Genomic DNA, 15,945 nt, shown 5'->3' with positions numbered 1-15,945 from the left:
ATTGGTTTGTTATAATTGATCCCCACAAGCCAGGATATTCCCTGTACATTTCTGTAAAGACTCCGGATAATTTTTCTCCTTTATCTGCTCTATGGCTGTCCGGGCACTCTGGTTTCAGTTCAATCTCCTCTCTGGCACTACCGGCATAAGCATGTACCCGTCACCCCTTCTTAATATCCCCTGAAAAGCAAAATAATTTCACAGCATCATATGTCTATATGATACCATGAAACTATTTTTGCGTAAAGATTTTATAAAAAAGCCTCAGAGTATTTTCGCATATACATACTCTGAGGCTTTCTCTATAGTCCATATATATTTTTTACTCCACTGTCACGCTCTTCGCCAGATTTCGTGGCTTATCCACATCCAGTCCTTTGGCTACGCTTACGTAGTAGCCCAGAAGCTGAAGCGGGATCACTGCCAGGGATGTTGCAAAGTGCGGGTCTGTTTTCGGGATGTAGACGGTGAAGTCTGCGGTATCCTCGATATTGTAATTGCCAAATGTGGTCAGGCCCATAAGGTAGGCGCCACGGCTCTTACACTCAACCATATTGCTGACTGTTTTTTCGTAGAGATCCGGCTGGGTCAGCACACCGATCACAAGAGTCCCGTCTTCGATCAGGGAGATCGTTCCGTGTTTCAGCTCTCCGGCAGCATAGGCTTCAGAGTGAATGTAACTGATCTCTTTCATCTTCAGACTGCCCTCCAGGCTGATAGCGTAATCAATTCCTCTTCCTACAAAGAAAGCATCTTTTACATTTGCCTGTTTTGAGGCAAACCACTGGATACGCTCTTTATCTTCCAGGATCTTACAGATCTTATCCGGAAGTGTCTGCAGTTCACTGATATAATTGCTGTAGGCTTCTTCTGTGATCGTTCCTCTTACCATTGCAAACTGGATCGCAAGTGTATAAGCTGCGATCAGCTGTGTGCTGTACGCCTTGGTAGTAGCTACAGAAATCTCCGGTCCGGCCAGAGTATAAAATACATTATCAGCCTCACGTGCAATGGAAGATCCCACTACATTAACGATTCCCAGTGTACGAATACCATTTTCCTTGCATTTACGAAGTGCTGCAAGACTGTCTGCTGTTTCACCGGACTGGCTGATGATCACTGCAAGGCTGTTGGTGTTAAGGGCCATTTTTCGGTAACGGAATTCGGAAGCGAGCTCTACCCTTACCGGGATCTGTGCAAGATCCTCGATCACATACTGTGCTGCCATTCCTACGTGATAAGCGGAGCCGCAGGCTATGATATAGATCTGCTGGATGTTCCGGATGCTTTCTTCTTCCAGGCCAACTTCACTGAGGTCGATCTTTCCATCCTTGAGCACGGAATTCAACGTATCCAGTACTGCCTTTGGCTGTTCATGGATCTCTTTCATCATGAAATGCTCATATCCGGCTTTTTCCGCTGCTTCTGCATCCCATTCAATGGTTTTCAGCTCTTTCTCGATCTCATCTCCATCAAGATTGTAGAAGGTGACTTCGCCTTTTTTCACACGCGCCATCTCCAGATTGCCGATATAATATACATTGCGGGTGTATTTCAGGATCGCCGGTACGTCAGAAGCGATAAAGGATTCATCTTCTGCCACTCCAAGGATCATGGGGCTGTCTTTTCTGGCTACATATATTTCACCCGGATAATCCTTGAACATGATCGCAAGGGCATAGGAACCACGGATACGTACCATGGAATGTGTGATGGCATCCACCGGTGTTCCCTCGTATTTCTTGTAATAATAATCGATCAGCTTGACTGCTACCTCGGTATCGGTCTCAGAATAGAAAGTATAGCCTTTACGGGTGAGCTTATTTTTCAGTTCCTGATAGTTCTCAATGATGCCGTTGTGGACTGCTACGATATTACCGTCGTCTGTCATATGCGGATGTGCATTGTTCTCAGAAGGTTCACCATGAGTTGCCCATCTGGTATGACCGATACCACAGGTTCCCGGTACAGTCTCTCCGCCGTTTGTCTTTTCTGACAGAACTTTCAGTCTTCCCTTGGCTTTGATCACTTCCGTCTCGTCCTCGCCGTCACGTACGGCGATTCCAGCGGAATCATATCCTCTGTATTCCAGCTTGGAGAGTCCATCTAAAAGGATCGGAGCTGCCTGGTGTCTACCTGTAAATCCTACAATTCCACACATATTTATCTGTCCTTTCTGTCTATGCAGGTATTTTCGCAAAAGACCGGGCTGTTACATCATATGCAACAGTCCGGTCAGAAGTTTCAGTTATTGCAATATAACACGTCCTACAGTATAGCACGTACCACTCTCGGTTTGCAACCCGCTTTTTCCAGAGCTGCAACGATCTGATTCTTATGATCTGTTCCGAATGCTTCCATAGTGATCCGAAGTTCTACGGCTGCATTTCGGTTGGTACTTACAAACTGGTTATGATCCAGTTTGATAACATTACCCTGATTTTCAGCGATCACACTTGCAACACGTACCAGTTCACCTGGCTTATCCGGAATAAGTACGGATACGGTAAAGATACGGTCACGCTGGATCAGTCCGTGCTGTACAACCGATGACATGGTGATCACATCCATATTTCCACCGCTTAAGATGGAAACGATCTTCTTATTCTTTACATCCAGATGACGGAGAGCTGCTACAGTAAGAAGTCCTGAGTTCTCTACGATCATCTTGTGGTTTTCTACCATATCAAGAAAAGCCACGATCAGCTCATCATCATCGATGGTAATGATATCGTCCAGATTTTCCTGGATATATGGGAAGATATTTTTTCCCGGAGTCTGTACTGCAGTACCATCTGCGATAGTATTTACGTGAGGAAGCGTTACGACCTCACCTTTCTCCAGGGATGCCTTCATACATGCTGCGCCTGCCGGCTCAACACCGATGACTTTGATGTGTGGGTTCAGAAGCTTCGCAAGTGTAGAGACACCTGTAGCAAGTCCGCCCCCTCCGATCGGTACCAGGATGTAATCTACAAGCGGAAGTTCCTGTACGATCTCCATGGCGATAGTTCCCTGACCGGTTGCTACTGCCGGATCGTCAAATGGATGGATAAAGGTATATCCTTTTTCTTCTGCAAGGGCAAGTGCGTGTGCGCAGGCTTCGTCATATACGTCGCCGTGAAGGATAACCTCCGCACCGTAACTCTTGGTGCGCTCTACCTTGATCAGTGGTGTGGTAGTTGGCATGACAATGACTGCTTTTACTCCATATTTATGTGCAGCATAAGCAACACCCTGGGCATGATTTCCTGCAGATGCAGTGATCAGACCTTTGTTCCTCTCTTCGTCAGAAAGTGTGCTGATCTTGTAATATGCGCCACGCACCTTATATGCACCGGTACGCTGCATATTCTCTGGCTTCAGATAAACCTTATTTCCCGTCATATCTGAGAAATAACTGCTGTATATCAGCTTTGTTTCCTGTGTCACTTCTTTTACTTTTGCTGCCGCTTCCTCAAAGCTCTCTAATGTAAGCATTTGTATTTAGCTCCTTTCTTCTACGTCAAAGAGGGCGTTTACAAATGCGTCTGCATCAAATTTCTGCAGATCATCGATACTTTCGCCTACTCCGATGTATTTTACTGGTATGTCAAGCTCAGACTGGATCGCTACTGCGATTCCGCCCTTGGCTGTACCATCAAGTTTGGTAAGAATGATTCCGGTAACGTTTGCGACCTCGGCAAACTGTCTTGCCTGGGAAAGCGCATTCTGGCCCGTGGTTCCGTCAAGAACTACCAGCGTTTCCAAATATGCTTCCGGATACTCACGTTCCAGAATACGGTAAATCTTGCGAAGCTCTTCCATAAGGTTTTTCTTATTATGAAGTCTTCCTGCGGTATCGCAGATCAGAATATCTGCATTTCTGGCTTTGGCTGCTGCCACGGCATCATAGACAACAGATGCCGGATCTGCTCCGTCCTGACCGCCGATGATCTCAACGCCTGCACGGTTGGCCCACTGTGTCAGCTGCTCCCCGGCTGCCGCACGGAAGGTATCTGCAGCTCCGAGGATGACCTTTTTTCCCTGATCCTTTAATTTACCGGCCAGTTTGCCTACGGAGGTAGTCTTGCCGACTCCGTTGACACCGATCACAAGGATCACGGATTTCCGATTCTCAAACTCATATTCTGTGCTTTCTACCTGCATCTGTTTTTTGATGCTGTCGATCAGAAGCTGTTTGCACTGGGACGGCTCCTTGATATGCTGCTCAGCAACCTGCTCCTTTAAATGCTCCAGAATGGAAGTGGTTGCGTTAATGCCGATATCTCCCATGATCAGAATCTCTTCCAGTTCTTCATAAAAATCATCATCAATACTGGAAAAACCGCTGAAAATGGAATCAAAGCCGGCAACGATATTGTCTCGCGTTTTGGTAAGTCCGCTTACCAGACGTTTAAAAAATCCTTTTTTTTCTTCTGCCATACTGATTCATCCCCTCTGCTACTGGGTAAGCTGGTTCTCTACTAAATCTACGGATACCAGCGTGGATACCCCTTTTTCCTGCATGGTAATTCCATAAAGCCTGTCTGCTGCATTCATGGTACCACGTCTATGTGTTATTATAATAAATTGTGTGTTCTTCGTCAACTTCTGAAGATATCCCGCAAAACGTCCTACATTGGAATCATCCAGTGCAGCCTCGATCTCATCCAGAAGACAGAATGGTGAAGGCTTCAGATTCTGGATCGCAAAAAGAAGTGCAATGGCTGTCAGAGCTTTTTCCCCACCGGAAAGCTGCATCATGTTCTGGAGTTTTTTTCCGGGCGGCTGGGAAATGATCCGGATCCCTGCCTCAAGGATATCCTCGTCTTCCGCAAGTTCCAGAGTTCCCCGGCCTCCGCCGAACAGTTCTTTGAAGGCTTTATCAAATTCTTTCTGGATCTCTCCGAATTTTTCGCTAAACTGCTTCCGCATGCCCTCATCCAGCTCCTGGATGATCTGTTCCAGCGTTTTTTCCGCTTCCAAAAGATCGTTGTACTGACCGCTTAAGAACGTATGCCGTTCCAGAAGTTCTTTGTAATCCTCAATGGCATTGACGTTGACAGAGCCAAGAGCTCGGATCTCGTCCTTTAATTTATGGATCTGCTGCTTCATCACATGCCTGTCATTCATTTCTTCTTTCCTGTACTGCAAGGCATTATTCGGAGTGATCTCGTATTCTTCCCACATATAGGAAATCCTTGCTTCCCGGTTCTCTTCGATCTTTTCTGCCTGAGTCTTCAGTCGGAAGCATTCTTTGTCCAGAAGACTGATCTGGCCAGACAGCTCATCACGCTTTTCAAAAAACTCCTTATGGCTTTTTGTGCGCTCTTCCTTTTCCTGCTGCCATTTTTCCAGCTGTTTTGCAGCCGCCTCTTCTTTTGCGGCAAAGCCTTCGATCTCCTTACGGACCTTGTCGATCGTCTTTCTCTTTTCTGCAGTTTCCTGGCTGCCTTTTTCCAGAGAATCCAGAATTTCTTCCCTCTCTTTCGAAAGAACTTCGATCTCCTCTTTCAGGCGCCGCAGATTTTCCTTTATGAAGCTTTCCTTCTGCTGGGATGCAGATGCGTCAAGACGGATCCTTTCCAGCTTCTCTGAAGTCTCCGCTTCGTCCTTTTTCCAGTCCTCCAGCTCCTTCTGCCGGGTCTCAATAAACGTTTCCAGCTCTTCCTCATCCCTTTTGGATGCTTCAAGTTCCTGCGTGATCTTTATGTTATCTGCCTGCATGTCTCTTGCCTGAAGACGGATCTCCTCCTGCTCCCTCTCGATCCTGGTATAACCGCCGCGGATCTCCTCCGCTTTTTTCTCCAGCTGTTCAATGTTCAACCTGGCTGTATTCTGCTGAATGGATTGTTCCTGAAATTTCTGCTGCAGCGCCGCCACAGTATCACGCATCTCATTTCTTCTGCTGCGGTTATCTTCCATGGACTGTCGGATCTCATGATACCCGGCTGCCAGCTCTTTTACCTTCTTTTCCAGTTCCTCGATCTCACGACGACGCCCAAGAAGATTGCTGTTGTTCTTAAAAGCTCCACCGGTCATGGAACCGCCTGGACTTAAGGATTCTCCCTCCAACGTTACCATACGGATACTGTGTCGGTATTTTCTGGCAATGGCAATAGCATGATCGATATGATCCACCACCAGCACTCTGCCAAGAAGATATCCGATCAGACCGTCATATTCCTTCTCTGCAGTTACCAGGCCACTGGCAAGACCAATAGCTCCCGGTTCGTTCAAAGCACCTCTTTGATTAAACTCGCCTCTTGAAGAAATGCTGTTTAACGGGAGAAAAGTCGCACGACCATACCGGTTTTTTTTCAGGAATTCGATCATCTGCTTAGCAGTCTGCTCGTTATCCGTAACGATATTCTGAATACTTCCGCCAAGAGCTGTCTCAATAGCGATCTCATAATTTTTTTCAACGTGAATGATATCCGCCACTACGCCACGGATCCCAGGAACATGATTCTTCTGTTCCATGACACGGCGGATACTGTTTCCATATCCATCATAACGTTCTGTGATATTGCGAAGGGATTCCAGTCTGGATGCCTCCCTATGATAGGACGTCTGTTCCTTTTCCAGCTGTGTATTCTGCTGTTTAAGGGTTTCCTGGATGGCATGTATCTCTTTTGTAAGACGGCTGCCTTCTTCTCTGGTTTCCTGAATGGCCTTCGTGATAGTGTCGTATTCCTTCTGTGCCTGATCGATCGCTGACTGCTGCTCCTCTTCCTGGGTTTTCAGGGAAAGGATCCTCTGACTGATCCCTGCTTTCCGGATATCCAGCTGCTCCTTCATGGCATCAAAACGCTGTGCCTTACCTTTGGTGTTTGCACGGGAATTAAGGATCTCAATGATCTCATTCTTACCATCTTCCACTGCCTGGGTGCATTCTTCGATGCTGCTCTGGATATTGTCCATTTTTTTCTGCTCGTCAGCAAGTTTTCTGTCGATCTCCCGTAAATTTGCCTGAAGATCTGCTTTTTGCTCTTCCAGAGCCTCCTGGTCTGCAGATTTTTTCTCCGTATCTTCCTGAACTGCTAAAAGACGGCTGCGATAATGACTATCATTCTGCTCTCCTGCCAGGATCTGTTCATGAAGAACATTGATCTCACCGGACAGCTGTTGTTTACGGATAGCACGATCCCGGCTTTCTTCCCGCAACGCCTCCATCCGCTCATTCAGCTCTTCCAGTATTTTTTCCAGACGTTCATATTCATCCTTGGTACGACTATGAGCATCCTGGGCTTCTTTTAACTGATTTTCTGCGATCCTGGTTTTTTCTTCCAGCTCGCGGATCAGATTTCCGGTGTGTTCATATTCCAGGAGGAACATATTTATATCCAGCTCTTTCAGATTTTCTCTTTTTGCCAGATATATTTTTGCAGTCTCAGACTGACGTTCCAGCGGTTCCAGCTGCTTGGTCAGCTCACTTAAGATGTCCGTGACACGGACCAGATTCTGTTGTTCTTCCTCAAGCTTCTTCAGTGTGGTATTTTTTCGTCTTTTAAATTTGACGATCCCGGCTGCCTCGTCAAAAAGCTCTCGGCGTTCTTCGGGTTTTCCACTTAAGATCTTATCGATCTGACCCTGTCCGATGATGGAATATCCTTCTTTTCCGATACCGGTATCATAGAACATCTCATTGATGTCCTTTAAACGACAGGAGCTGCCGTTGATGCGGTATTCGCTCTCACCGGAACGATACAGTCTTCTGGTAACGGTTACTTCTTCAAAATCCACCGGGAGCTTGTGATCACTGTTATCAAGTGTAATAGCCACGGACGCAAAGCTCAGAGGCTTGCGAAGCTCCGTTCCTGAAAAGATAACATCCTGCATATTCCCGCCTCGAAGCTGCTTGGCGCTCTGTTCTCCCAGAACCCAGCGGACTGCATCGCCAACATTACTTTTTCCGCTGCCGTTAGGTCCTACGATGCCGGTGATCCCGTTATGAAATTCAAAATTTATTTTCTGTGCAAAGGATTTAAATCCCTGCACCTCTATATTTTTCAGATACATTGGCCACCTGCTGTTATTTTATACTGCGTATTGCCTCTAGGGCTGCAGCCTGTTCTGCTGCCTTTTTTGTATGGCCGGTTCCGGTTCCCATACTTTTTCCATTGATCAGCGCCTCCACAGTAAAGCTCTTGCTGTGGTCCGGTCCCTCTTCTTTCAGAAGACGATATTCCACCGGATGATTTCCGCCTTCCTGTACCATTTCCTGAAGCACTGTCTTGCTGTCATAAAAAATCCTCTTATCCTCCAGATCGTTCAGGATAAATTTCATAACAAAAGCCTGTGCCGGTTCAAATCCACCGTCCAGATACATAGCCCCGATCAGAGATTCCAGGGCATCAGAAACGATGGAATCTCTTTTACGACCGCCCATCATTTCCTCACCTCTTCCAAGGAGGATAAACTCCGGAAGCCCGAATTCTCTTGCACAGTAGGCAAGACTCTTTTCACATACCATGCTGGCACGTTTCTTGGTCAACTCACCTTCCTGATTATTCCGGAATTTTTTGTACAGGAAATCACTGCTGATCAACTCCAGCACCGCATCTCCAAGAAACTCCAGACGCTCATTGCATCCAAGCTTTCCAAGGTGTTTTTCGTTGGCATAGGAGCTGTGTGTCATTGCCTGCTCCAGTAAAGATTTTGCGGTAAACTGGTATCCGATAGTCTGCTCCAGCTTTTTTAAATTATTTTCCATTTCTTCTTCCCTTCGTTACCCGGCGAAGAGTCTCCACTGCATCGCCGACAGTAACGATCTCCTCGGCTTCCTCCGGGGCGATACGAACATCAAAAGTTTCCTCCAGATCAATAAGAATCTGAAAAAAATCCAGAGAATCCACTCCCAGATCATCCACAAAGGTAGTTTTTTCTGTAATGGCATCCATATTTTTTCCCAGAGTTTTTTCGATGATGGTCTTCAGCATTTCCAGTTCCACGACTGTTCGCCTCCTGTTCTGTCTGTAATATTTCCGGCAATCCCGGTTTTATTTTTTTTCGCTTTTTTCTTCCGCCTGTGCTTTCTGCTCAGCTGCTATAAACTCCTCGATCTTTTCATTGATCTTCTCTTCCTTAAACTGCTCGCACTGAAAGATCGCATGACGGATTTCTACGCTTCTGGCACTTCCGTGGCTTTTGACCACAAGACCTTTCAGACCAAGAAGCGGTGCTCCGCCATATTCACTGGCATCAAATGATTTTAAGGTTTCCTTAAGAGCAGGTTTTACCATCAGAGCTCCCATTTTACTGCGAATGTTTGTCATCATACCTTTTTTGATCATAGATATCAGAGTAGCTCCAACACCTTCATAAAGCTTGAGGATCACATTTCCTACAAAAGCTTCACAGACTACTACATCTGCATAACCTGACGGGATATCTCTCGCCTCAATACTTCCGATGAAATTGATATCCTTACATGCTTTTAACAGAGGGAAGGTAGCCTTTACCAGCGCATTGCCCTTTTCTTCCTCAGCACCGTTATTAACGATAGCAACTCTTGGTTTCTTAATACCCACTACATTTTCCATATAGATGGAACCCATCTGCGCAAACTGTACCAGATGATCTGGTCTCGCATCTACATTGGCACCACAGTCGATCAGAAGGGAAACGCCCTTTGCCGTAGGGATCAGCGGAGCAAGAGGTGGTCTCCGGATTCCTTGGATCCTGCCTACGATCACCTGGCCTCCTACCAGTACCGCACCGGTGCTTCCGGAGGAAACAAAGGCATCGGCCTCCTGTTTTTTTACAAGATTTAATCCCACTACAATAGAGGAATCTTTCTTTTTCTGGATAGCCATGACCGGAGGTTCCGCAGTCTCGATCACCTGAGACGCATGCACCACGCGAATCCTGTCCTTAGGATAATCCGGGTATTTCCGAAGCTCTGCTTCGATCACATCCTGTACTCCTGTAAGGATGACCTGGATGTTCTCTTTTTCTTTCACAGCTTCCACCGCGGCTTTTACCGGTTCCTCGGGAGCATTGTCACCACCCATTGCATCTACAACGACTTTTACCATTTCTGACATATGTTGTCCTTTCTCTGTCCGAAATCTTTTCGGAATGCATATGGTACACTGTAGTGAAAATCCTCATACACATCCGTATAAGGATTTTCATTGCAGAGTACCAAAAGTTAAGCGGATATTCGAAATCCACATTCGCTACCTACTCATAACCGAATAACTGCTTTGCAGTTTATCCGGTTAACGTACCGTTATTTATGATACTAGAGTTTTGCCTGAGAAGTCAATATCTTTTACTCTTTCTGATTTTCAATCTGTTCTGCAAGATCATTTAAATATACCCAGCGATCCATTTTTTCGTCCAGCTTCTGCTGGATTTCCTGCTGCTCGTCGGAAAGCTTCCTGAGTTTTCCCGCATTTGTGGCATTGGCAGCCATCTCTTTGTCAATCTGCTCCAGACGTTCTTCCAATGCTGCGATGTCATCGTCAATAGTGTCAAATTCTTTCTGTTCTTTATAGGTGAATTTCAGTTTCTGTTTCCGGTTCTGTTTCCAGGTATCTGCAGCGGATTTCTTTTTCTCAGGCTCAGCTGTTTCTCCCTGTACTGTACCGCCATTCATATCTGAACGCGTTTCCAGAGACTGTCCCTTTCTTTCCTTTGCTTCCAGATAATCCGTATAACCGCCCTCATACTGGACAAGCCGGCCATCTCCCTCAAATGCCATAATACGGTTCACCACATTATCCAGGAAATAGCGGTCATGGGACACTGTGATCACGATGCCGGAAAAAGAATCCAGATAGTCCTCAAGAATGGTCATGGTGGGAATATCAAGATCATTTCCGGGCTCATCAAGAAGAAGAACATTTGGCGCCTCCATCAGAACCTTCAAAAGATACAGTCTTCGCTTCTCACCTCCGGAAAGCTTCTCCACCGGGGTGTACTGCATGGCCGGATCAAAAAGAAATCTCTCAAGCATCTGGGAAGCTGTGATCCTTCCTTCTTTTGTCGGAACATATTCCGCCACCTCACGGATATAATCAATCACTCGCTGTCTTCCATCCATATCCGGAACGTTTTGTGCAAGATACCCGATACGGATCGTTTCTCCGATCTGAATCTCTCCGGAATCCGGCAAGATCAGTCCATCTGCCATTTTAAGAAGTGTGGACTTACCGCAGCCATTTGGCCCGATGATCCCGAGACGCTGATCACGAAGAACAATATGATCAAAATCATTGATCAAAAGACGACCTTCGATGGTTTTACTTACATGATGAAACTCTATGGTTTTCTTTCCCATACGGGTCTCAATGGAATCCATTTCCACATTCTGCTCTTTCAGCGGGGTTTTTCCCGCCTTCAGTGCTTCCAAACGGTCAAGCCTTGCTCTCTGTTTTGTACTTCTGGCACGACAGCCTCTTGCTGCCCATTCCAGTTCCATCCGAAGTACACTGCGGCGCTTCCGGTCACTGGCAAGCTCCATTTCCTCTCTCTGCGCTTTCAGCTCCAGAAATCTGGAATAATCTCCTGCATAGGAATATAATTTTCCGTGGCTGATCTCCAGGATCCGGTTTGCCACACGATCCAGGAAATAACGGTCATGAGTGACCATGATCACCGTCCCACGAAAATTCCGGAGAAAATCTTCCAGCCATATGACCATTTCTCCGTCCAGATGGTTGGTAGGCTCATCCAGGATCAGAATATCAGCCGGATTTAAAAGCATCCTTGCCAGCGCCACTCTTTTCTTTTCACCACCGGAAAGATTATCCATATTAATATTCTGATCGGTAATACCAAGTGTATTCAGCATGCGTCTGGCCTCACTTTCGGTACTCCAGTCCTTCTGCCATTTGCCTTCTGCCACATAGTCCAGAATGGTCATATGCTGCGGAAATTCCGGAGTCTGGGGAAGCCAGCTGATCCGGATCCCGTTCTGGGTGATCACCTGCCCTTCGTCCGGTTCTTCCTCTCCGGCGATCACGCGGAGCAAAGTAGTTTTACCGGTTCCGTTTACACCGATGATACCTATTTTTTCTCCCTGATCGATGCCGCAGGAGATATCATCAAATATCACCTTATCTCCAAAAATTTTGTGGATATGTTCTATATTAAGAATGTTCATGCGCATTTTCTCCGTTTTCTTCCAAAGTATATAAAAATCATTTCCATGATAGCGAATTTCCACGATTCCGTCAAGAATCACTGTTATGACAGGGGAAAGGGCTGTACCTCAAATCTGGAAGTACAGCCCTCTTGGGGGATTGTTTTTTATCTGGATTTTGGTCAACAGTTTCTGGTGTCGCCAGCTGCTGCCCTTATTTTTCGTATATCCACCGCCTTTCGTATCTTTTGACGCTATTGTAAAAAAATTATCAGGAAATGACAACAGACCTGTGACAAAATGACAGTTTCCATGAAATATGACATTTTTATGTTAAATATCTGCTAAAAGCACGTTCATTCCTGATAATTTTCTACACAATACGTCATTTCAGGCCAAAATCCGATATTGGATATACATAAAAGTTATGATATACTATTTTTACTACTCTTTTATAAACCGGAGGTTATATTATTTTGAATATTGCAATTATTGATGACATCTCAACGGATGCAGAAGCCCTGAAGAATATCGCTGTTTCCTATTTTGAGAAAAAACAGATCCGGGCAGAAATCTGTCATTTTTTCAGCGCAGAAGAATTTTTTGAAGATTATCAGCCCGGAAAATTTCAGATCCTGTTCCTGGATATTTATATGGACGGGATGACAGGTATGGAAGCTGCGCGCAGGATCCGAAGACAGTCCGATAACTGCATCCTTGTTTTTGTCACTACCAGCAGTGATTTCGCTGTGGAAAGCTATGATGTAGGAGCCTCCTATTATCTTCTGAAACCATTTCAGCCAGAAAAACTCTGTTCCATTCTGGATTCCTTTCAATCCAGGCATTTACTGGCATCCCGTTACATTGAAGTCGTTTCTGACCGGGTTCCCATCCGGGTCCCTCTGCGCAGTATTTTATATGCAGATACATTCCGAAATGCAGTGTGCCTTCATACCGACGCCGGTCCGGTCCGTTCTTATCTTACCTTTCACAAATTTGAGGAGCAGATCCGGGACTGTCCCAATTTTCTCTCCTGTTACCGTGGCTGTGTCGTCAATATGGACCGTATACAGGAAGCTTCTGAAGAAGGCTTTCTTCTGGACAACGGGGAGGTCGTCCAGATCCGGAAACGTGGCTCTTCTGCTATCCGTAAAGCCTATCTTCAGTATCTCTTTGCGTCAGATGAAGAAATATCTCAGCTTTAAAAATGCCATTTTCAGACTGAAAATCCGCAAACCCTCCATAACGTGCCGCAATTTCCATGATCGACGCAGTTCCGATCCCCTGTCCGGAATGCTTACCTGAAAAAAATCCTGTTTTATTTCTGCGTAAGGGATCTGTGCAGCTGTTTTCTTCTTTTATAAGAAGTTTATTATTTCTGGTACGTATCTGTACACGGACAAATCTGGAACTGCCTTTCGGACAAAGCTGTGCCGCTTCTATGGCATTTTCCAGAAGATTTCCAAAGAGACGACAAAAATCTGTATCCTGGATCCCTGTTTTTTCCGGTGCCTCTACCTGACACTGAAAAACGATCCCGTTTTTTCTGCATAGTTCTTCATAATAATGTAAGATCGCATCGGCAACCTGATTTTTACAGTAAGAATGATAGGTCAAACGTTCCTGGAATTCACGGGTATACCGGCAAAGGTATTTCTGCATTTCTCCATACTGCTCACGTTCCAGTAATGCAGACAGAACACGAAGGTGCTGACGCATATCATGACGGACACGGCTGGTTTCTTCCATCTGTTCTTTTAATCGGTCGTAATGATTTTTCTGGGCAAGGAGACGAAGTTCAGTCTGATGACTATATACCTCATAAGTCAGACTGATCTTATATGCTTCTGACAGGTCTCTCCACAGAACACAGCCAAACGCAGCTGTCAGTATCAGCCCACCTGTCTCCGGGAAACCTCCTCCCAAAATCGGCTCATAAAGATACCCTATCCGATCTGCCACAAGGGAACAGGCATAAATCGTTGTTCCCACCAAAACGATCTTTCCATATCTGCAATCTGTTTCTCCAAAAGTATTGAGCAGCATATAGATCGCTGCCACCCATTTGACTGCCTCACTGATCCAGACAACATCATAAAGAAGCCTGGCTGAAGGAAGTATATCCGCAAAAATCTCCAGAAAGAAAGCTACTACGATCCAGAGATCGATCAAAAGAAACAGATATATGCCCCTTTTTTTTCCTATAATACAATCCTCAAGCCGGATCATGCAGGAAAGGATCAGATAATAGATCATAGTTTCCAGGGCATACCAGGGCCTCGTGGGAAGAAGAAAAAAATTATGTACCAGGGAGCATAACGAATATCCTGCCACACAGAGACAGACCAGATTAAAAATAGCAAATTCTTTTGTCCTGGTTCTGACATGTACCATAAGAGTCCCAAACATGATACAGATACAGAACGCAATGGCACAGCCGCTTCCGAGTACCCGCAGTCCTCTCTGTATGCTTACACGGACCGGAGATCCCAAAACCGGAATAGCCTGGATTCCGGATCTGATATGGCTTTTGTCTGCTACTGCTATGACAATTTCTACAACCCCGGATCCCTGAAACGTAAAAACACGGTTCATGACCCGGTCCATATAGGTTTTTTCGTCAGGATCCCCCACTTCCCCGGCCAGTTCTCCATTGATATAGATTCGGTATGCGGAAAAAACCTCCGCCATAGATATCGCCCAGATTTTTTCCTCTTCGGGCAGGATCAGAAACATCCGGTATGTCCCACATCCATACGTAGAAGCCTCTTTATTCCCCAGTTCCATTTCATTACGTTCTCCGATCGAAATATAACAACTGTAATATCCTGGATCCTTTTTCAGCATCTCAGGTGTAAGCAGCTTTCCCGGAAAATATTGCCATTCCCTGGCAAGATAATGTAGCTTTGCCGCCGCATCTTTATCATCCAGACAAAGGATTCCCTGAATGGGCTGCTCGCCTTTCGCTGTATATTCATTATTTATGAGATACATCATAAAAAAAGCAGTCATAGATAACACCACAGTAAGTCCAAAGATCAGGGTCCATTGCCTACTTTTCTCCTTTATGACTGTCACCTCGCTTTCCGGATCTGCTTCGGATTCCTACGATCAGCACTGTTATCATTGTTGCTGTCGTCAGGACTGCCACTGCAAAAGGATTCTCTTCTATATCATCTATTTTCCGACCTCTTACGCAGAAGATTCCTGTCTCGTCCGTGTCAACGATCAGAAGATCCTGCTTTTTATCCAGGAATGTCTTTAGTTTTCTTCCTCGGGAATCCGTAATTTCCATAGTTTCCGGATCTCCGTTGGGAAACATCTCTTTTACCGGTATCATGATCCGGCTCCCCGGAATATCCGTGATCTTCTGAGTGCCTTTATAGATCTTTATTTCATATGAATGATTGGAAACCTTTTGTACCAGTGCCTGTATTGTACCATTCTCTGCTACCTTCCAGCTTTGTGCCACAGAAGCAGGGATACGAAGACTGATTCCTTCTTTTTCAAAATTTATATCTCCCATATATTTCAGGATAAGATCCAGACGTTTTCCACTGATCACAGTCCATTTTTCAGTAACAACTTCTGTTACTTTTCTGGCCGGCTGCTGTACTTCAGGTTCAGCCCGTACAGTCCTCGTGCTATAAATCATACCGACACACAGCGCAATAACTTCAAGTATCAACCAAAAACCATATCGTATTGTTTTTTGCAGATTATACATATCTGGTCATCCCCATTACATATGTTTCATCTATCTGCATCCAGAATACCTCTTTTTCAGCTTTCAGGCAATCAAATCTATACGTAATAAATCGACATCTTTCGAACAAAACAAAGGTGCTGATCACTGCTATTGCACAGAA

General features: G+C 45.5%; 11 protein-coding genes. 1 reads left to right on the top strand and 10 read right to left on the bottom strand.

What is annotated here, in order from left to right; genetic code table 11:
• Positions 1-322: 322 nt before the first annotated feature.
• The 8 genes from glmS to NE638_RS03080 all read right to left on the bottom strand — a co-directional run bounded on the left by glmS (position 323) and on the right by NE638_RS03080 (position 12,097).
• The gene (gene glmS / locus NE638_RS03115; protein WP_022427034.1) at positions 323-2,161 is read right to left on the bottom strand and encodes a glutamine--fructose-6-phosphate transaminase (isomerizing); all 1,839 of its coding nucleotides are present in this window, start codon (positions 2,159-2,161) and stop codon (positions 323-325) included.
• Between the two features lie 107 nt (positions 2,162-2,268).
• Complete coding sequence (gene ilvA, locus NE638_RS03110; protein ID WP_015525229.1) at positions 2,269-3,480, bottom strand: threonine ammonia-lyase; 1,212 nt, start codon at positions 3,478-3,480, stop codon at positions 2,269-2,271.
• A gap of 6 nt (positions 3,481-3,486) precedes the next feature.
• On the bottom strand, positions 3,487-4,425 hold the full coding sequence (gene ftsY / locus NE638_RS03105; RefSeq protein ID WP_015525230.1) for a signal recognition particle-docking protein FtsY: 939 nt from the start codon (positions 4,423-4,425) through the stop codon (positions 3,487-3,489).
• Positions 4,426-4,443: 18 nt separating this feature from the next.
• On the bottom strand, positions 4,444-8,004 hold the full coding sequence (gene smc, locus NE638_RS03100) for a chromosome segregation protein SMC (RefSeq protein ID WP_092069922.1): 3,561 nt from the start codon (positions 8,002-8,004) through the stop codon (positions 4,444-4,446).
• Between the two features lie 13 nt (positions 8,005-8,017).
• Positions 8,018-8,698 carry a ribonuclease III gene (gene rnc / locus NE638_RS03095; protein ID WP_021652555.1) on the bottom strand — a complete coding sequence of 227 codons (681 nt, stop codon included), beginning with the start codon at positions 8,696-8,698 and terminating at the stop codon, positions 8,018-8,020.
• Positions 8,688-8,936: an acyl carrier protein gene (locus NE638_RS03090; RefSeq protein ID WP_147603521.1), complete on the bottom strand. Its 249-nt coding sequence runs from the start codon at positions 8,934-8,936 to the stop codon at positions 8,688-8,690. Before NE638_RS03090 ends, rnc begins: the two co-directional genes overlap by 11 nt.
• A gap of 48 nt (positions 8,937-8,984) precedes the next feature.
• Positions 8,985-10,031: a phosphate acyltransferase PlsX gene (plsX, locus tag NE638_RS03085; protein ID WP_147603522.1), complete on the bottom strand. Its 1,047-nt coding sequence runs from the start codon at positions 10,029-10,031 to the stop codon at positions 8,985-8,987.
• A gap of 230 nt (positions 10,032-10,261) precedes the next feature.
• Complete coding sequence (locus NE638_RS03080; RefSeq protein WP_173745763.1) at positions 10,262-12,097, bottom strand: ABC-F family ATP-binding cassette domain-containing protein; 1,836 nt, start codon at positions 12,095-12,097, stop codon at positions 10,262-10,264.
• 455 nt (positions 12,098-12,552) lie between these two features.
• On the opposite strand from NE638_RS03080, the gene NE638_RS03075 reads away from it, so the two are divergent.
• Positions 12,553-13,281: a LytR/AlgR family response regulator transcription factor gene (locus NE638_RS03075; RefSeq protein ID WP_114002550.1), complete on the top strand. Its 729-nt coding sequence runs from the start codon at positions 12,553-12,555 to the stop codon at positions 13,279-13,281.
• On the opposite strand, the gene NE638_RS03070 is transcribed toward NE638_RS03075, so the two are convergent.
• On the bottom strand, positions 13,220-15,088 hold the full coding sequence (locus NE638_RS03070; RefSeq protein WP_092069910.1) for a GHKL domain-containing protein: 1,869 nt from the start codon (positions 15,086-15,088) through the stop codon (positions 13,220-13,222). The two genes, NE638_RS03075 and NE638_RS03070, sit on opposite strands and share 62 nt — an antisense overlap.
• A gap of 40 nt (positions 15,089-15,128) precedes the next feature.
• A complete protein-coding gene (locus NE638_RS03065; protein WP_021652547.1) occupies positions 15,129-15,803 on the bottom strand; it encodes a hypothetical protein in 675 nt (224 codons plus the stop codon).
• Positions 15,804-15,945: the final 142 nt, after the last annotated feature.

Source organism: Blautia sp. MSK.18.38 (assembly GCF_024460535.1).
Lineage (GTDB): Bacteria > Bacillota > Clostridia > Lachnospirales > Lachnospiraceae > Blautia_A > Blautia_A fusiformis.
This window is presented reverse-complemented; position numbering and strand designations above follow the sequence as displayed.